13 protein-coding genes and 1 pseudogene are annotated in these 19,069 nt (G+C 41.0%); 3 read left to right on the top strand and 11 right to left on the bottom strand.

Features of this window, described 5'->3' with window-relative positions; translation table 11 throughout:
* Positions 1-316: 316 nt before the first annotated feature.
* The 5 genes from V7K45_RS04290 to V7K45_RS04310 form a co-directional block, all read right to left on the bottom strand.
* Positions 317-6,673 carry an ATP-binding sensor histidine kinase gene (locus V7K45_RS04290; protein WP_335000721.1) on the bottom strand — a complete coding sequence of 2,119 codons (6,357 nt, stop codon included), beginning with the start codon at positions 6,671-6,673 and terminating at the stop codon, positions 317-319.
* A 693-nt stretch (positions 6,674-7,366) separates the two neighbouring features.
* Positions 7,367-8,248, bottom strand: coding sequence for a ribosome biogenesis GTPase YlqF (ylqF, locus tag V7K45_RS04295; protein WP_194042602.1), 882 nt, complete (start codon positions 8,246-8,248; stop codon positions 7,367-7,369).
* Positions 8,249-8,314: 66 nt separating this feature from the next.
* Positions 8,315-8,698 (bottom strand): VOC family protein, encoded by a 384-nt coding sequence (locus V7K45_RS04300; RefSeq protein ID WP_335000724.1) that lies wholly within the window; start codon positions 8,696-8,698, stop codon positions 8,315-8,317.
* A gap of 62 nt (positions 8,699-8,760) precedes the next feature.
* Positions 8,761-10,179 carry a DUF3370 domain-containing protein gene (locus tag V7K45_RS04305; protein ID WP_335000726.1) on the bottom strand — a complete coding sequence of 473 codons (1,419 nt, stop codon included), beginning with the start codon at positions 10,177-10,179 and terminating at the stop codon, positions 8,761-8,763.
* 209 nt (positions 10,180-10,388) lie between these two features.
* Positions 10,389-10,967, bottom strand: coding sequence for a Uma2 family endonuclease (locus V7K45_RS04310; RefSeq protein ID WP_335000728.1), 579 nt, complete (start codon positions 10,965-10,967; stop codon positions 10,389-10,391).
* Between the two features lie 407 nt (positions 10,968-11,374).
* On the opposite strand from V7K45_RS04310, the gene V7K45_RS04315 reads away from it, so the two are divergent.
* Positions 11,375-11,716: a winged helix-turn-helix transcriptional regulator gene (locus V7K45_RS04315; protein ID WP_335000730.1), complete on the top strand. Its 342-nt coding sequence runs from the start codon at positions 11,375-11,377 to the stop codon at positions 11,714-11,716.
* Positions 11,717-12,020: 304 nt separating this feature from the next.
* On the opposite strand, the gene V7K45_RS04320 is transcribed toward V7K45_RS04315, so the two are convergent.
* The 4 genes and pseudogenes from V7K45_RS04320 to V7K45_RS04335 form a co-directional block, all read right to left on the bottom strand.
* Positions 12,021-12,413 carry a salt stress protein, Slr1339 family gene (locus V7K45_RS04320; RefSeq protein ID WP_335000732.1) on the bottom strand — a complete coding sequence of 131 codons (393 nt, stop codon included), beginning with the start codon at positions 12,411-12,413 and terminating at the stop codon, positions 12,021-12,023.
* A gap of 27 nt (positions 12,414-12,440) precedes the next feature.
* Positions 12,441-13,046, bottom strand: a complete 606-nt coding sequence (locus V7K45_RS04325) for a vWA domain-containing protein (RefSeq protein WP_292869171.1) — start codon at positions 13,044-13,046, stop codon at positions 12,441-12,443.
* 149 nt (positions 13,047-13,195) lie between these two features.
* On the bottom strand, positions 13,196-13,801 hold the full coding sequence (locus V7K45_RS04330; protein ID WP_104910068.1) for a vWA domain-containing protein: 606 nt from the start codon (positions 13,799-13,801) through the stop codon (positions 13,196-13,198).
* A gap of 237 nt (positions 13,802-14,038) precedes the next feature.
* Positions 14,039-14,350 (bottom strand): annotated as a pseudogene (locus tag V7K45_RS04335) (tryptophan-rich sensory protein); the annotation flags it as partial.
* Between the two features lie 136 nt (positions 14,351-14,486).
* Here V7K45_RS04335 and hisD point away from each other — a divergent pair.
* The gene (hisD, locus tag V7K45_RS04340; protein WP_335000734.1) at positions 14,487-15,767 is read left to right on the top strand and encodes a histidinol dehydrogenase; all 1,281 of its coding nucleotides are present in this window, start codon (positions 14,487-14,489) and stop codon (positions 15,765-15,767) included.
* Between the two features lie 93 nt (positions 15,768-15,860).
* On the opposite strand, the gene V7K45_RS04345 is transcribed toward hisD, so the two are convergent.
* Positions 15,861-17,234, bottom strand: a complete 1,374-nt coding sequence (locus tag V7K45_RS04345; RefSeq protein ID WP_335000736.1) for an alpha-amylase family glycosyl hydrolase — start codon at positions 17,232-17,234, stop codon at positions 15,861-15,863.
* Positions 17,235-17,522: 288 nt separating this feature from the next.
* On the opposite strand from V7K45_RS04345, the gene V7K45_RS04350 reads away from it, so the two are divergent.
* Entirely contained in the window at positions 17,523-18,116 is a 594-nt protein-coding gene (locus V7K45_RS04350; protein WP_335000766.1) for a glutathione S-transferase family protein, read from the top strand.
* Between the two features lie 20 nt (positions 18,117-18,136).
* Here the strand turns inward: V7K45_RS04350 and V7K45_RS04355 are convergent, their stop codons facing one another.
* The gene (locus V7K45_RS04355; protein ID WP_335000738.1) at positions 18,137-19,039 is read right to left on the bottom strand and encodes an FkbM family methyltransferase; all 903 of its coding nucleotides are present in this window, start codon (positions 19,037-19,039) and stop codon (positions 18,137-18,139) included.
* Between the last annotated feature and the right edge of the window lie 30 nt (positions 19,040-19,069).

Here is a 19,069-nt window from a genome sequence, read left to right on the forward strand (position 1 = left end):
TCTGCTTAATATTAAAGATTTCCATGTTTAAAGCTTGTATTTTATCAACTCAGTGCTGCTGGGTCATTTTTTCCTACTTAGTCTAAACTCCAGTTTTAACACATCACTAGACCTCTTGCAAAAAGCACTTTTGCAAGAGGGGGAAAAGGTTTTGGTTAAAGGGGAAAGGGACAATACAGAACCTTTTCCCCTTTTCCCGACTTATGCAAGAAGTCTAATGATGTGATATCCGGGAATCTTGACAAGAGTGCTAACCATATTCCTAATTCTTAGTATTCCCAGATATCTGAAGTTGTTTACCAACAAAATCCCAAAATTACACTGGAATTTCAATATTAAATTCTGTACCATTACCCACTATTGAGTTAAAACTCAATTTTCCGCCGTGGGTTTCTTCGACAATTTGACGAGCGATCGCCAATCCTAATCCTGTGCCTTTACCGACAGCTTTTGTCGTAAATAAATGGTCAAATATTTTTTGTTTTACTTCTTCCTCGATACCCTTACCATTATCAGCGATTGTAATTTTAACTAAATTATTTTCTACTGTAGTGGTAATTGTAATGCAGTTTGGATTGGCTTTAATTTCGTCAAAAGTTCGACCACTATTCGATTCCTCCAAGGCATCAATAGCATTTGCTAGTAGATTCATAAATACTTGATTTAATTGTCCAGGAAAACACTCAACTTGAGGTAAATTGCTGTAGTCAGTTATCACTTCAATTGCTGGACGTTGCTCGTTAGCCTTGAGACGATGTTTCAAAATTAAAATCGTGCTGTCGATGCCTTGGTGAATATTAAACGGTACTTTATAATCTTTATCGGCACGCGAGAAAGTTCGTAAACTGGTGCTGATGTTTTTCAGGCGATCGCAGGCCATCGACATGGAATCAATCATCTTAGGCAAGTCTTCTAAGCTATAATCCAAGTCAATTTCTTCGGCATGGTCTTTGATTAGATCGTTTTTGTCGGGTAAACTTTCTTGATAGAGTTTTAAGTGTTCAACAAGATCAGTGATAGTAGGTTTAGCTTGTTTGAGACTGGCAGCAATAAAACCGAGAGGATTATTCATTTCATGAGCGACACCAGCAACTAAGTTGCCTAGTGCAGACATTTTCTCACTTTGCACCATTTGTAATTGGGTGTTTTGCAAATCGGTTAGCGCTTGTTCTAAATCTTGTGATTTTTGCTGCAAGGCAAGTTCTGATTGTTTGCGATCGCTAATATCTCGCATCACAACTACTGCACCGAGTTTGTTACCCGAAGCATCGAAGATTGCTTGTCCACTAGCTAACAAAATTCTCCTAGAACCATGCTTCGGCGCAATTACCATTTCGGCATTTTCGACGATTTCTCCTTGCAAGGCGCGAAATAAAGGAATTTCCGTGGTTGATAGAGGTGTTTGGCCATCAGGTTGATAGAGATCGAAGTGTTCTGCCCATTTTTCTGCTGGTAATGATTCTACTGGTAGACCATGAAATTCACGAGTTGCTTTATTAAATAGAGTTAATTTGCCAGTGCTATCACAAACAACAATCCCATCGGTAATATTGTGAATAATGGCATTCAAAAACTCTCGTTCTTTGGCTAGAGATAGTTCAGCCTCTTTGCCATTGCTAATATCAATCACCACCCCATCCCAGATGATTGCCCCATCGGCTTGTAGCTCTGGGCGAGCCGCAGATTGAATCCATTTCACGGTTCCTGAAGGCAGGATAATCCGCCATTCTTCCTCAAATGGTGTGAGATTTTCAGCTGAGTAGGCGATCGCTTGGGCAATAGCCGGGCGATCGTCAGGATGATTCATGGTATAAAGGCTATGCGTCCCTGCCATCACCAATTCTGGCTCTAACTCATACAAGTCAAGACAGCCAGAACTAACGTAGGGTGTTGAAGTTGAACCATCCACCTCCAGACGGAATTGGTACACCATCCCAGGAATATTATTTGCCAAATTTTGGAAGCGGGTTTCACTAGCCTGCAATTTTGCTAGAGATTGTGCCAACTGTTGCGCATAGTTCTGAGAATTTTGGTAAATTCGGGCATTTTCCAGAGAAATTGCGGCTTGGGCACAAAGTAAGTTCAGCAGTTCGACGCGATCGCTTGTAAAGGCTCCGGTTGCTAAGTTATTTTCCAGGTACAATATGCCCAACAACTTACCCTGATGCAAAATCGGGCTGCACAAGATACTCTTGGGTTGCTGTTGCTGAATATACGGGTCATTGATTAACTGTGGATGCCCTGTAGCATCAGTAATTACTGCTGGTTGTAAGTTGCGTTTGACGTTATTAATTAAGCCAACTGGTACATCAACTGAGTCTTCAACAGGCTGTGGGTTGAATAACATCGAGTAAAAATCAACTTTGGCAGCCTGGTTCTGTACACTGCTCAGGGAAAGTTGTGCTAAAGCCTGAACTAGCAACCGATCTGACTCCAAAAGCATGAATACACATTTATCGGCTCCAGCATTTTCAATGACGATATGCAGCAAAGTTGAAAGCAGTTTTTCGAGTTCGATTTCCCCAGAAAGGGTTTGGGAAGCTTTGAGAATGGTGGCTAAATCTAAAGCAACAGAGACGCTGCTACTATTGGAAGTGGCGGAACTGGTGGAGGTAACACTCTCCAATGTGAAGATAGTTTCGTTAGTTGAGAGGGGAAAACGGGTTTGCTCTAAGATAGGGGCGAGGAGTTGGGGGTAGCGTCGTTCCAAGTCGGCGACTTTGGCTTTAGCGCCCCAACGAGCATAGCCATAGTAGGCTTGGGTCATATATGACTGAGCAATGCGCTCTTTGTGCCAATTGAGGTAGAATTTAGCGGCCAGTTCATTGGCAAGGCTCTCTTCTTGGGTATAACCGTGTTCTTTAGCTAGAGTTATGGCGCGATCGTACAAATCTATTGCCTCTGATTTCTGCCCTAAGACTCGATATCGGTCGGCTTCAACTAGATAAAATTTGTGCAGGTAATTTTCTGGAGCATAGTCAGCCCACTTTTTCATTTTTTCCTGATTTTTAGCCACCCGTTGCAGAATGTTTTGCTGTTGTGCCTCACCAACCTGAGAATAGATTGCCAGATGGGCTAAAGAATCATAAGTGTAGCAGAGCGGAACTATGAATAAGCCTGTAGCACCACCCGTATAGTTTTCAGCGGCGATCGCCGCTGACACCGCCAACTCAAACTTGCCAAACATGTAACACAGACCAAGTTGGTTGGCATAGAAATAATACAGCGCAGTCTGATCGCCCGATCGCTGGAGGGCTGGCACAATTTCCTCGCGATTAAAGGCATTTCCAGTCAGCTGCCAAGGTTCAGCAGAATCGCCAAGCATATTCAAAATTGGTTGCTGAAAAACGGTCAGATGGCTGGTAAGACCTTCTTGGTTGAGCTGCCCAAGCTGATCTCGGAAGGCAGCGCTCTCTCGGTTGAGATCGCTTAATTCTTTGCCCATAAACCAACAGTATGAGATGTAAATGAATCCGCAAATAGCAGCCGATTCTAAATCTCCCGTTTCCAATCCAACTTCGTAGCCTTCCCGGAGAAACGGTAAGGAGTTCCTGAGTGGCTCTTTCCAATGCCACACGCAACAGTAAATTCCGACATAGACTCTGGATTTCAATTCTTTGGCATTGAAATGTTCCAGCAACAAGTGTGCTAGTTGTGCAAACTCATACCCAAAGTCAATCTCTCCTGTCATCCCACAAAGTATCATTCCATAGTAGCCATAGCCAATTGCCGAAAATGAGCTATTGCCATATTGAACGGATAAATTGACCTGTTCGACGACAATAAACGGTAACAGCGCTGGACTGACAACAAAAGCAGCAGAAGTGACAGCGGCGAGAATCCGTACAACTGCTAACTTGTTAGGATCTGTCATTTGGGGCAAATTGATTAAATCCAGCGGTTGCCTTCCAGCCAAAATGGATTTAGTCGTCTCGAATGCTTTAGCAATATCTGATTGACTGGGTTGCTTTGGAAGTCTGTTTCCTAAACGCTCCACACTCTTGAGGGCAATCTCTACTGCTTCTATAAATTGATGTTGGGCTTGAGCTGCTTGAATTTGAACTTCATAGACCTTAATCGTATCCAACAAGTTTCTAGAGTGTTCTATTATGACTGCGGCCAATTGTGTCATCTGTTCAAAGTTGCCGCTCAGGTAAGCGGCTTCAGTGGCAGCTTCATAGAGGGCTAAGGTTAACTCATACTGCGTTTGCCACATATCTTCAGCTAACAAGGCGATGCCTGTAGTGCAATACTCAGATGCGGCCGTATAGGCAGTTGTGGCTCTGGCTTTTTGTCCAGCTTTCAGATTGAGTTGGGCGAGTTCTATTTGCTTAGATAGATCGACAATTAGGGATTTGCCGATATTAAGTTGGTTAACGATTTCAAATAATTTTTCGTCTTGTTTGGCAACAGGCGTATGAGTCAGTAATAGTTGCCCAATTTTTAGGTGAGCTATCTGTTTTTGTTCGTCTGGAATCAGGAAGTAAGCCGCTTGCTGGACGCGATCGTGCAAGAATTTGTAAACCGTCATTTGTCCTCTCTTACAAAGTTCTGAGCGGAGGTTTTCTCCGCTCAGACTTTGCGCTTTGTCACTTGTCATTTGCAAATGACCGATCGCCAATGAGGAATCCTGATAAAACTTGTAAATTTCATTGGTAGGAATGATAAATCCTTCTTGCAATGCTTTCCACAAGTCTGAAGCGGTTTCTGCCTGCGACTTTTCATAAACGATCGCTAACGTCGCCAAATCGAACTGATTGCCGATACAGGCTGCTAGTTTCAGAACATCTTGAGTGATGTCGGGCAATTTTTGAAGTTGTTGTGCCATAAATTCCACGACATCATCAGTCAGAGCAAGCGATCGCACTTGTGCTACATCACACTGCCAAAAACCTGCCTCCCAATTAAAGCTAATCAGCCCATCCTCATGTAGCGCTTTCAAAAACTGAGTTGTGAAAAAGGGATTGCCTTTGGCTTTTTGATAAACCAACTCTGTCAACGGCAGTGCCTGTTTTGTTGCACAACTGAGCGAGTCGGCGATTAAATGGTTCACATCTGCTTGACTCAAGGGAGCTAGGTTCAAGGTTTTGATGGCAGAAGAAGTTTTTTCAATTTCATCTAGCGTCAACATCAGTGGATGAGCCGCAAACACTTCGTTATTGCGGTATGCGCCAATAATGAATAGATGGCTGCAATCGCTCTGAGCCATCAACAACTTCAGCAAATTCAGCGATGCCGAATCTGCCCACTGCAAATCATCGAGAAACATCACCAACGGATGCTCTCTTGTCGCGAATACCTGAATGAACTTTTGGAATAGCAGATTGAAACGGTGTTGTGCTGCACCGCCCGATAGTTCAGCGATCGCAGGCTGTTTGCCGATCAGCTGCTCCAGTTCAGGAATCACCTCGATCAGGACTTGCCCATTCTCTCCAACTGCCGCTAAAATCTTGCTCTGCCATTGCTCCAGTTGAGTATCGCTTTCCCTAAGCAACTGTCCCATCAAATCGCGAAAGGCTTGTACAAAAGCAGACAGAGGAATGTTGCGGTTGAACTGGTCGTATTTTCCTTTGATGAAGTAGCCGTTCCACCGCACAATCGGTTTATGTACTTCATTGACGACTGCGGTTTTGCCAATACCAGAAAAACCTGCCACTAGCATCAGTTGAGAGCCACCATTGGCCACATAACCAAATGCTTCTAATAAGGTCTTTACTTCCGATTCCCGTCCGTAGAGTTTTTCGGGTATAAGAAAGCGATCGCTAATATCTCGCTGTCCTAAATCAAACCAGGTGTGTTTGCCTGTTTCTCGCCACTGTTCTAAGCAGGTAACAAGGTCATGTTTAAGTCCTAGCGCACTTTGATAGCGGTCTTCGGCGTTCTTCGCCATCAGTTTGCGGACAATTTCGCCCAGCATCAAGGGCAATTTGGGGTTGAAATCGCAGAGGGAGGGTGGAAGTTTCGCAATATGGTAATGCACCAACTCCATTGGCTCACGGGACTCAAAGGGCAATTTTCCACTCAGTAGCTCAAAGAAAGTTACACCTAAAGAATAGAAATCACTGCGATAGTCAATGCCTCTGTTCATCCGTCCGGTTTGCTCTGGCGACAGATAGGCTAGCGTTCCCTCCAATCCATTGAGGCTCTGGATTTCTTGGGTTTCTCGTGGTAAGAGTGAGGCAATACTAAAGTCAATCAGCTTGATTTGTTTTGTGTCAGGGTGAATCAAGATGTTGGCTGGCTTGATGTCTTTGTGAATGACGCGCTGTTGATGTAACTGGTGTAAAGTGTCAAACAGTTGCAGAGCAATGGGTAGAAATTGCTCTAATGTCAGTGTTTTTCCTTGAGTAAATTGCCGCAGGGAAACACCACCAAAGTCTTCCATGACTAGGGCATAGCCATTATGATGGGCTTCCAGGCTGTAGGGTTTGATAATGCCGGGAATATCTAGGTTTTTAGCGATCGCATATTGGTTGCGAAACTGGACTAATTCGGTAAAAGTTGGGTATTCTCGTTTTAAGAGCTTGATGACAACTGGTAGGCGTTGGCGAAGCCCACCGAAGGTATCGCATTCTCGAATTGCCCGATACACTTGAGTACGAGAACCTGAATAAAGTTGCTCAATAATTTGGTAGCCAGCAATCCTTAAAGTTCCATCAACTTTTGCGCTCATAAATTTTTACGAAAATCTCTTTATACTAGTGTTATAATTCCCACTACCATAAATTGGGTAACAACCATTAGAAAAGTTACATTGGGTATGGGGCACTGGAGGCAAAGCGTAGGAATGCAAAGCACCTTCATGTAGATATGGCCATCGCTTTTTGATTATTTACCCAAGTAGCATTAGAACTCCTTCAAAGAGTTCGTTAGTTGCTGTTGCTTTTGTAGTAATACGTCGTTCCAAGTGGCTCTGGGATCTAGCGCGATCGCATTTTCCAGTAACTATGTGCTACTCCAATAAATCATATTGACTGCGCTTTTTTAGTCTGGTTCAAGCTCAAATATTTAGCTTATAAACTGGTCAACCAATTTTAGATTTTGGATTTTAGATTTGAGATTAACTGCACCCATGAAGGGATGCAGCTTGGGGATTTTAGATTTTAGATTGATTTCACCCACCCACGAGGGGATGGGACATGAACCCAAAATTTTTTAATCCAAAATCCAAAATTTAAAATCTAAAATTCGGAGGGTCAAACATTTTATCTAATCAAGCATAGATTGTTGTCAAATTATTTATCTCCGTAATTAAAAGTCAAGACGTTACCATGTTTATCGCCTAGTTGTTTGGCGCGCAGGACGGTATAGTAAGTCCTGTTAAAAATCAAATAGGTTTCCTAATTTTTACTATTTGAATTTAGATTTAATTGGGTGGTAATTCTAAACTCATTTCACCCAACAACCCCTTACGAAAATCTGTTAAAAGTTGCCTTGCTGCTCGCTCTACATCACCTTTGTAACGATGCTCTGCCAAGGCGTGTAAATAGGTATCTCCGGTGTCTGATGTGGAATCGAGTTGGTAGCGAGACTGTAATGGTTTTTTTGGTAATAAATCTCCTGCTACAGCTTCTAAATAGTTGAGTAAATCCACTAAGGCTGCTGCTACTAGCTGGTTATCGTAAGATGCTTCACCAATATCATCACAAATAGCTAATTTCAAGGCTGCGTCTTGGTCTTCTAATCTTAAAGGGATGACACCAGGAGCATCTAGCAATTCTAAATGTTCGGAAATTCGCACCCAGCGTAGTTGGCGAGTTACCCCAGGACGAGCTGCACTTTCCACAACTCGCTTTCCCAACAGGCGGTTAATTAAAGCTGATTTACCGACATTGGGAAAACCAATCACCACAGCCCGCACTGGACGGGGTAACATCCCGCGATCGCTTCTTCTTTGATTGAGTTCTACCCCAGCGGCTTGCGCTGCCCGCGCTACTTCTGCTATACCTTTACCATGTTGAGCGTTGGTAAAATAAGGGACTTCTCCTTGACGTTTAAACCAATCGATCCACAGCGATCGCATTTGTGGTGTAATCATATCTACTCGGTTAAGTATCAACACCCGTTTTTTACCTTCTACCCACTCACCTATTTGGGGATGGTGAGTTGCTAAGGGAATCCGAGCATCTCGTACCTCAAACACCACATCTACGCGCTTTAGCTGTTCTTTGAGCTTCTTTTCAGCTTTCGCAATGTGACCTGGATACCATTGAATCAGGTTTAATCTATAGTTTTGAGTTATAGCCATTTGTCCTTTGTCCTTTATTATTTGTCTTTTGTTATTTGTCTTTTGTCCTTTGCAAATGACAAATGACTAATGACTCCCTCTAGCAGCTTGATGTAAAATCAGACGATTGCCATCAGGGTCGTAGGCATAAATTTCTCTGCCGTGGGAAGCAATGGAAATGTCTCCTGGTGGAGGATAGCCCAAAGCAGCTAGGTGAGCGATCGCATCTTCTAAGTTACTTACTTCTAAACACAAACTTATCTTACTTTTGGCGTTCGCTTCAAATTCCGATTCGTTTGTGTTCTTTGGTTTAAAAATACCTAATCGCATACTAACTAAATTAAACTCAGCATAGAGATTCGGAATCAAAGGAACTGGCTTTTGCTCCAGCAATTTGGTATAGAAATTCACTAACTTCTCAAAATTAATCGATGCTATGGTGACAAATGCGTTAGTGTACTGAAAAACCATATTGGCTTTAAGTTAGTTGATTTTTTTGCTGAAGAAGTGCGATCGCCAATCAAGAAAGACTCTCACTTTTCTAAAGTTCTTACACTCAGCACTTGCGGCGGTGTCGAATCTGGTGGATAAATCACATCTACCTGTACTATTCGCTGAGTCGAAGGTGGAAGCACAAGCTGCACTAATGGTTCTAACACCTGACCAGTTCTGTGCCATAGATGTATGTAGCGCGTCTTTTGTTGATCTTGGTCATCAAAGTAGCGTAGCCGCACTGTACCACGAAAAAAAGGAAAATCTAGGGATGGTTTGCGAAAACGCAGGCCACCTTGGGATAATTTATCTTCCTTCAAAGGTGTTTCTAAAGTAACAGTCACGGTCTGGTTTTGATTGGTATTGTTGCTTAAAGGTAAGGTGAGTTTATATTCCACCCCATAATTGCCATGTGCTTCATAAGCTGTATCTGGATAACGTACCAGCATTTTGGCCGTTTGGATTTGTTGAGTGCCCAATCGACCACTAAGCAATGTATCTAAAGCATAAGAAATAGCTTTGCCACGTTGGGGAATAGTGAGATATTTAGTTTGGGGATTATCTACCAACTTTGCTTGCCATTGGGAACCACTAGACACACCAGCTACGCGCCCATAAATCAGTGCGCCACTGGTAGCATTTGGAGGAGTAGGGGTTTTATCTCGCGGCCCAGCGAAGTTGCCGATATTTAATAAAGATTGCCATTCTGCAAGAGTCGGTGGGCGTTCTGTATTATCAGAATTTTTCTTGGCAAACATTGCTAAACTTGCCGCATAAATTCGCTCGCTACTACGCAAGCGCATAAAGCTAGAGCGACCATTCACCGGTTTTTCTAGATTTCGTACAGGAATCGGATGATTTAACAACATCCGGCTTTGTCCTGGCGGAATTATCAGCTTTGCGGGAAAATCTGCTTGTCGAACACCTCGGAGTACATCACCAACAGCGCGATCGCCTGGGCCTGAGTAAGCTTTACCATCGTTATTTTCTATGTAGGGAGATAAGGTGACAAAGGGCGCATCCTGCATCAAATAACTCGCGGCTTGCAACACATCTACTGTTACAGGTTTTTTACCAGGGTTCTGCACAATTACGCCTAAATATAGCGTTTGTAAATCCTTGGGAGTGTGGCTGTAGTGGTGGGCGAATAAGTCAAAGCGTCCCTGAAAGGGAAAATTGAGGTGCGCTGCTGGAACTTTTTTACCGTTTGGAGGAAAGGTAGAAAGTAAAATACCCTCAGTTTTTATCCATTCTGGGCTATTGCTGTTAAAAACGGGTATTTTATCCAAATTGCCTGGTAAGGCTCGAACTTCTCCTGATTGCACAATTTCTTGAGGCGCTGGCTTCGGTGAAGTTTGAGCGATCGCAGAGTTATCTTTTTGAGTTGTGCATCCTAAGGTTTGAGTTATGGCAAGTCCTAATAGTATTGTAAATACAGGTGATGGAAATTTAGCCAGCATAAATTTGAGCGTCAAGAAAGCTGTGGTATCAAAGATCGGAAGTTATTACTACAAGTTCCTTGAAAGGTATTTCTGAGAATGCGCAGGCATCGCTATTAAATATTAAGTATATTTCCAGTAGCCCACATCAACAGGGCTTTTGATGTTTAAAGGGAGTGTCAATGGTTTAAGCGAATTTAAGTTGAAATAAAATCAAGATAATCAGTCATCTATGCAAAAATCTGCTGTAAATTTAAAACAAAACCAGGGAGAACATCTTCACCCGATAAACTTGTGGGAGATTGTAAAACTTCCGGCACAATATTTAGGCGATAAATTATTACTTGTTTATCTTTAGGATTAATTAACCAACCCAGTTGTAAGCCATTTGCTAAGTATTCCTCCATTTTGGCTTTAGTATCTTCCACATCATCAGTTTCAGAGACTAATTCCACCGCAAAATCAGGACACAAAGGGAGAAATTTCTTTCTTTGTTCTGGAGTTAGAGCATTCCATCTTTCTATCCTTATCCAAGAAGCATCAGGTGAACGAGTTGCCCCATTTGGCAATTTAAACCCAGTAGAAGAATCAAAAGCTTTTCCCAAGTTATTTTGATTGCTCCAAAACCATATCTGACCTAATAAATCAAAATTACGGTTTCCCGTTTCTCCCCCAGTAGGTGACATGATAATTAATTCCCCTTCAGCAGTTAACTCTAGTCGTAATTCTTTATTCACAGCGACAATCTGTGCAAATTCCTCATCAGTAAATTGCAGATTAGGAGGTAATTGTAAGGTTAAAGCAGTCATAATTAATTGCGCTCCACAAAAATCCTAGTTGCATCAAACCCTTTTGCTGCTGTCGATTGCCAAATTAAACGATCGCTTGAAAAATTAATGTCCTTAAAAATATTTAACTTAAAACCCTTATTTAGCAAGGGTTTTACTATTTTAGCTTCAAAATAGCTGACTAGAGACTTATTGTTAAAATACCTGTCCTCTTTTGAAATTTTGACAAAACATCTGTCCTATATTTAAAAATGCTCTGAGCCAAAATTTTTACTCAAATTGACAAAATAAGTGTTCCCTAATTTAGTACAATACAAACATAGTTGTATTGCACATTTGTGTAAATATGCTGAACAATTATCCTAATAGCAAGATAACTAGCGGTACTACCGAGCAAACCTGAGTCAGGTTATTCCTACAAAAAAACTATGAAAGCTGAAGCAGAAAACCATTTCAGGCTGACTTGTGAAGTAGAAACTACCCTAAAAGTGATTGGCGGACGCTGGAAAGTTTTAATTATTAGAGAATTAATGACTGGCGTCAAACGCTTTGGTGAGTTGCAACGAGCTTTACCTGGAGTTACGCAAAAGATGCTAACCCAGCAACTCAGAGAAATGGAGGAAGACGGCATTATTCATCGGGAAGTTTATCCTCAAATTCCACCCAAGGTAGAATATTCATTGACGCCTTTAGGAGAAACTTTGCAACCAATTCTCTATGCTATGCACGAATGGGCTGTTCAACATTTAGATCGAACAAATCACCATTAATATTGATTATAGTGAATAAATAATAATTCGTAACTCACCATTTGAGGTTTTTGGTGCGTTACGCTAATGCGGTAATACACTCAGCACATTTTCTAATACCAATTCAATTAATGATTGCAACATATTGTTGGTTAAAGACGCGATTCATCGCGTCTCTACAAATGGTCTACAAATGGTCTATTTGTCGCATTCGTTTTTCAAATTGGTAGAATTATTCGCGCTGATTTCAATTAAATAATAATTGCTAATTTTCAATTTTAGCGAGCAGATTTATCTATGGGGTCTTAAATTTTGAATTTTAAGTTTATTCATTGCTTTTTAAATATTCAATCGCTGCCTCTAATTTTGAAGGGTAACTTTCAGCAAACCTTTCAAACCAAAGTCCTTCGGATGAAAGTGGATCTACTTTGGCTAACCATTCTTTTGCTTGCACTTTCAAAGCCTCTAGTTGTTTGGCTTTGAGTTGTTCTTGTCGAATCCTTTCTTGTTCTAGTTGTTGCTGTCTTTTTAATTCAATAGCAGCATCCTCTTCGGCAAAATCAGCCTGAACTTCTGCTAAAAGCTTATCCATAAAAGATGCCGACTTGGGCAATGGTGGAATAAACGATTTGGCTGTGGCTGATTTTGATTGCTGTTGTGGTTGTACTTCTTTGTATTCAGTTTCGAGTTGGGCTAACAGCTTATCAAGGGAATCCATTTTTGTAATTCCTAAAAAATAGTATAGCTAGTCATTAATAGCATTGAGTAGTACTTCCGATAGACTCAAATCTTCCATGTCTTCCATAGTAATGGTGTCACAGATATCAAACTTAGCACCAGCACTTTGGAGTTCATCATCTAAGACTTTGAGAAAGCGGGTAGCTTGTTGATCTGTGCCAACTTGAATAAAAGAAATGGCTAATTCTTCGTCTCGATCGATGCGACGAGAAGCTTCAATAATTACCCTCATGACTGCTTTGCGATCGTCCGGCTCACCATCAGTAACTACTAAAATTGTTTCACCATTTGGTTTGGTTTGACCGGCTGCTTTGCGTTGAAGGTAATCATCAGTTGCATGTTTTAACACACTTGCCAAGTCAGTTGTACCAGAGGGATCGTTCTCTCGAAAAATTTGCGATACCTTGCTGGATGTGACATTTTCGTATCGCTTGAATTTGCCAGAAAATACATAGATAGTGATGCCATCTGGATCGAATTGCTCGCACTTACTAGCTAAAGCTAAAGTTGATTCTTGGGCTGCAACCCACCTAGTTCTACCACCCTTTTGATCTTGGGTTGCCATGCTACCACTTTTGTCAATAATCAAGGTATAATCACGATTTTCTAGCATTATTCAATTCTCCAATTAAGAATTAACAGTTACTGAACTATGGGCGATCGCCAAACATACAGCAGAGTTTAAGTTGGCAAGGTACACAAGCGAAGTCTGTTACCCAAGTATAAAGCGTGTTTTACTTCTAAATTCTGAATTCTGCTATATTAGTCAGTTATGGCGTTCGTTAATACATCTACAAGACTCATTTCTTCTAAGTCGTCTAAAGTGACGGTATCGCAAATATCAAATTTAGCGCCAACACTTTGTAACTGGTCATCCAAGGCTTTAAGGAATTTAGTTGCTTGGGCATCTGAACCTACTTGAATAATCGAAATTCCTAATTCTTCATCACGTTCCATTTGGCGAGTAGCATGAATGATGACTTCAAACACAGCCTTGCGATCGTCTGGTTCACCATCGGTGATAACTAAAATTGTCTCTCCGTTTGGCTTGGTTTTACCGGCTGCTTTGCGTTGAAAGTAGTTATTGAGGGCATCCTGAAGTACACCTGCTAAGTTTGTTGTGCCAGAAGGGTCATTTTCGAGAAATATCTGGGCGACTTTAGCTGAGGTGACATCATCGTAGCGTTTAAATCTACCAGAAAACACGTAAACGGTGATGCCATCGGGGTCAAACTGTTCGGCCTTTCTGGCCAAAGCAAGAGTAGACTCTTGAGCGATTTCCCATCTACTTCTACCACCCACTTGGTCGGGTGTAGACATACTACCGCTTTTATCAATGATTAAGGTATAGTCGCGATCGCTCATCATAATCTTCCTTTGATTGTTACCCTGTGGTTCTAGTCTAGTCCAGGATTCTAACGACACCGCAAGCATTTTAAGGTTTCGTATCAATTATGCTACTTAAATGCTACTCAAAATAGGTATGCTTACCCTGGTTTTTCGCGATCGCGCTACTCAAATGCTACTCAATTAGTAAAACTTTGGGCGAACAGTAGTAAAGCTTTTGACCAACTTCTAACTAATGATTAATACCTATTTAGACATTTGAGCAACACAGGCGATCGCCAACAGATAACCTGTTTTACGTAAATCAGGCTCATATCGTTGATTAGGTAGAGCTTGGTATACCCCAAAAGCAAACAACCCAAGGTAAATCAGCCCCCAGATGGCAAAGGCGTAATTGGCGGGGATAATCAAGACATTTTTAAACAAAGTATTGGAAATTTCGCCGATGCTAAGTCCATTCAGCGGAAAAATGTTCGATACTACGTTGATAACAAAAGCGCCAAAGATTGCAGCCAATGTAACAAGCTGCCGCCAAAGATCCTGGTAATTGCCTCTTGTAGACTGCTGCATAGGATGTTAACTCATAATCTTTTGTGCTTTTAGCTTACATCTGAAAAAGAGTGATGGATATAAACCACAGTCATATCTAGCAAGTTAATCAGGGGTTAAACTAATTATTGACCTCACTGCTTTTAAGGTACTGTCCATGCAGCTGCTTCAAACTACCGACAAGGATTTTTCTGTCAAATTCAAAACTCTTGTAAGCGATCGCCGGGAAGTTACAGTTGATGTTAGTGGGACAGTACGCGAGATTCTAGCTGATGTCAAAGTGCGTGGTGATGCCGCAGTCAAGGACTATACTAGCCGCTTTGATCGCAACAATCTCCAGTCTTTGCATCTTAGCGAAACCTTTATTGCCGAACACGCAGCACAATGTCCTGTTGATGTCTTGGCGGCGCTGGAATTTGCTGCTGAAAGGATTGTGGCTTTCCATCAAAAACAACTACCGCAAGATATTGGTTACACCGATGCAGTGGGGGTGAAACTGGGGTTGAATTGGGTAGCGCTGTCGCAAGTGGGAATTTATGTACCAGGGGGACGGGCTAGCTATCCGAGTTCTTTGTTGATGAATGCCTTACCAGCTAAAATTGCTGGTGTTGAAAGAATTGTCATGACAGTACCGATGCCTGGTGGTGAGATTAATCCTGTCGTATTGGCTGCTGCTCAAGTTGCTGGTGTGACAGAAATATATGGCATTGGTGGGGCGCAAGCGATCGCAGCATTAGCTTATGGTACAGAAAGCATTGCCCCGGTGGATAAAATTGTTGGCCCTGGTAATGCTTATGTTGCTGAAGCCAAGCGTCAAGTCTTTGGCACTGTTGGCATTGATAGCATTGCTGGGCCTTCAGAAATTTTAGTAGTAGCCGACAGCCAGAACAACCCAGATTGGATTGCCTGGGATTTACTATCGCAAGCAGAACACGATCCTAATGCCCAATCAATCTTAATTACTGATTCCGAAGTCTTCGCGCAACAAGTAATCAAGGCTGTTGAGAAAATTCTCACCGATTTACCTACTAAAGAAGTCGCCAGTGCAAGTTGGCAAAATTATGCAGCCGTAATTCTGGTTAGCGATTTAGCCGAGAGTATACCACTGCTCAATCAACTAGCTCCAGAACATGTGGAATTGTGCGTGGATAACCCGCAACTCCTTGCCGATCAAATTAAGTGTGCTGGCAGCGTGTTTTTAGGACGCTATACTCCAGAAGCGATTGGCGATTATTTAGGAGGCCCCAACCATGTACTGCCAACTGCCCGTTCTGCTCGCTTTGCCTCTGGTTTGAGTGTCTACGACTTTCTCAAACGAATTACTTTTTTAGAATGTGACAAACAATCATTACAGACAATAGGCAAAGCGGCTGTCACCTTAGCAGAGGCAGAAGGTTTGCCAGCCCATGCAGGTAGTGTATCTGTACGCTTGCAATAAGCATAAATCATCACCAAGACGCAATAAATTGCCAGACTAATTATTGTAGAGACGGCGATTCATCGCGTCTTGCCTAAGAGCAGGAGGGAGCGTCTACACTTGACATTGATTAAAAGGTTCTCGAATAAAATAGAGTGCATCGCGTTTTTGAACTTCCATGCCGCCTCTATTCCAGTTTCCCCAACGAGTTATAAATTTTTTCTGGCGATCGCGACGTTCAATTGCAACAGTAAAATTATTACGGAGTTCCCGATAACATCCATCTAAATTCGTTAAGGTCAAATCCAGTGCTGGGATATTAAATTTATTCTCCCCTTTATTGACAACAAAAAATCCTTCACTACCTCGCTCCACTAGCAATACAGTCGGACTATCAATTGCTGCTAAAACATTTTCTTTGGTATTTTTTCCCTGAGTTTCTCGTTGATGCATAATTTGGCGGAATTTAACACCATATTTGATAAAAGCAGCATCTCTATTATCCCAGTTGAGTATTAGAGGAGTGCTACTTTCTCTCGCCAGGATATATGCTGTTGCGAGGAAAGAGTCAGAAGGATCGCTGTAAGGGTTAATGGCATTGGAATTAATCTCGCGGATATTATCGTGGTTTCTGCCAAAAGTGACACTACGCGGATCGTTTATGGCTGTGGGAACTCGCAGAGAACGCAAATCTCCACCAAAGCTGAAGGCATTTTTCACTGAATTGTAGAGAACAAAATCTGTGACAGCAGCAATCCAGTTATAATTTTCTGCACTGGTGTCGCTATCTGTGATTACCTCAAGATAATTCCATGCTTTTCCTTGACTTTGTTGATCCACATAGCTGATATACTCTTTAAGAACATCTGCTGGGATATGCTTGGCAGCATCAAACCGAAATCCATCAATTCCTAAATCTAGCAATTTTTTTAAATGAGCTTTTTGAATTGTTTTAACATTATTAGTAAATCTCAATTCAGGAAGTCCACCTAACCAACAATTAATTTCTGAATCTCTATTGCCATCATTATAATTAATGTTACAAGATTTTTTCCCTGGACGGTTTGAGTCCGAATTAAAGTCATTGATAGAAAGACCTGGAAATTTAGTTAAATCTTCAAAATCATCATTGCCATCTAAATTAGCCATGTGATTGAAAACAACATCAGCAATCACTTTGACATTACAACTGTGGGCTTTACTAATAAGGTTTTTTAAATTGAAGAGTGAACCTCTACCTTCGATAATACTGTAGTCTACAGGTTGATAGCGTGCCCACCATTCTGGAGCAGGATTAGATTTTTGGGCTGGAGAAATTTGAATGTGAGAATATCCTTGCTTCCCTATTTCACAGACAAACTTTTCGATATCAGTGTACTGCTGGTCAAATGCATGAAAAATCGCAGAAGGTTTTTCTCCTGCTAATGTCTTAATCGGGTAAATACAAGTTGTGCAGATTACAACTGCACAGATGAAGATATTTTTCATCAAAGTATATTACTCCTAAACCGTATCGTGTTTTACTATGCCATAAAGTCTCCTGGGAAAACCTCAAATTCTTCTTTATCGATTTCTAATGAAAGATTTTTTGTTTGCCATATTTCTTCACTTTTTAAGTCAAATATTTCTGTAATCATAGTTATTATGCATTTAATCTGGCTTAATCTCCCAATTCAATGACATCAGGTTGTATAATTTATATTTCAACATTATCTACTTATTACAAAGCTGAATTCAGGCAGATTATATTCTCAAACAGGAGTGAATTTTTTAACAATGCAGTTATATGCTCATGAGCTATCAGGAAATTGTTACAAGGTTGTACTCTTGTTATCCTTACTGGGGCTAGAATATGAAATAATCCCGGTTAATCTTATATTAGGGGAACAGAAGTCAACAGAGTTTTTGAAACTTAACCCTTTTGGGCAAGTTCCAGTTTTGATTGATGGTGATGTAGTTTTACGTGACTCACAAGCTATTTTAGTATATTTGGCTCGTCAGTATGGTGGAGAATCTTGGTTGCCCTTAGAACCGGAAGCAATGGGTAAAGTCTTGCAGTGGTTATCTACTGCTGCTAATGAGATTCAGAATAGTCTATCTACGGCTCGACGGTTTTTTCTATTAGGTACACCTGTCGATTTAGAAGGCGCACAGCAAAAGGCAAGGTATACGCTTGAGGTAATAGACAAGCATCTTCTCAATCGAGACTGGCTAGAAACAAATCACCCAACGATCGCGGATGTTGCTTGTTATCCCTATATTGAACTTGCCAGTGATGCCAAAATTGCTCTTAATGCGTATCCGCAAGTGAGCGCTTGGATTACTCGCATCAAGCAGCTTCCTCTTTACGTCGCAATGCCTGGATACTAAAAAAAGCAATTGTTGTTTTTTCAATTCGGGATACCGAACTCTCGCAAAGCATACATATTGCAGATATCAGTACCTTTCAGATATTTTTCTTGCTCTACTATAACTTTATTAAATCCCTTGTCTCTCAATAATACTGAAATTTTCTCTACTCTATTTTCTAGATCGTGTACTTCAAGAACAATCTGTTTAATCTTTGACCAATCCTGCTCTTCGATTCCCAAAAGTACATCTAATTCACTTTTTTCTACATCTATTTTTAGCAAGTCAATTTGCTGAACTTTGTACTCATATATAACTTCCGATAAAGTTCTTAACTGACAGGTAACTTGTTCTACAATGAAAGCTTTCTTGAATTTATAGTCAAGTATCAACGAAAGTAAAAGTCGAGGTATTTTAGTATACCAATATAAAGACGAAGATAAATCATTGCGATCGCGAATAGTATCGATTTTTTGAAAAGCAGCTTTTTTAAATTTATCTATTTCCTCTTTTGAACCATCTGGGTATGCAGTGGATATAGATGTAGTATTAGGATAGTAACCAAATGTCTCAACCTTGGATGTTTGTGAAATACCGCAAGCTATTGTCTTTATTTTTTCTGGATCGAGGGTTTTAACATTCTGTTCCAACACCTGATATGTTTGAGGAACAGGCTCAAAGGCATAAATGTTTATATTTTTATTACATAATTTGTATACCCATAAAGAGAACATACCAATATTAGCTCCTACATCAAATACTGTATCGCCTTCATTTAGTTCAATTCCATGTCTAAAATACTCTTGTACTTGCTCGTACATTAAAAATATTTCTTCATTTTTTTGCAGACAAAAAATCTCACTGTTGTTAGGAAGCGTTACCTTTGGTAAGCTAACTTTTTGATTGAATGACATAACTTTTAATTCTAAATTAAAAATACTCAAAATTCGTTTAGTTCATTACATAGCCCTCTT

This window comes from Nostoc sp., assembly GCF_036917375.1.
Taxonomy (GTDB): Bacteria; Cyanobacteriota; Cyanobacteriia; order Cyanobacteriales; family Nostocaceae; genus Nostoc.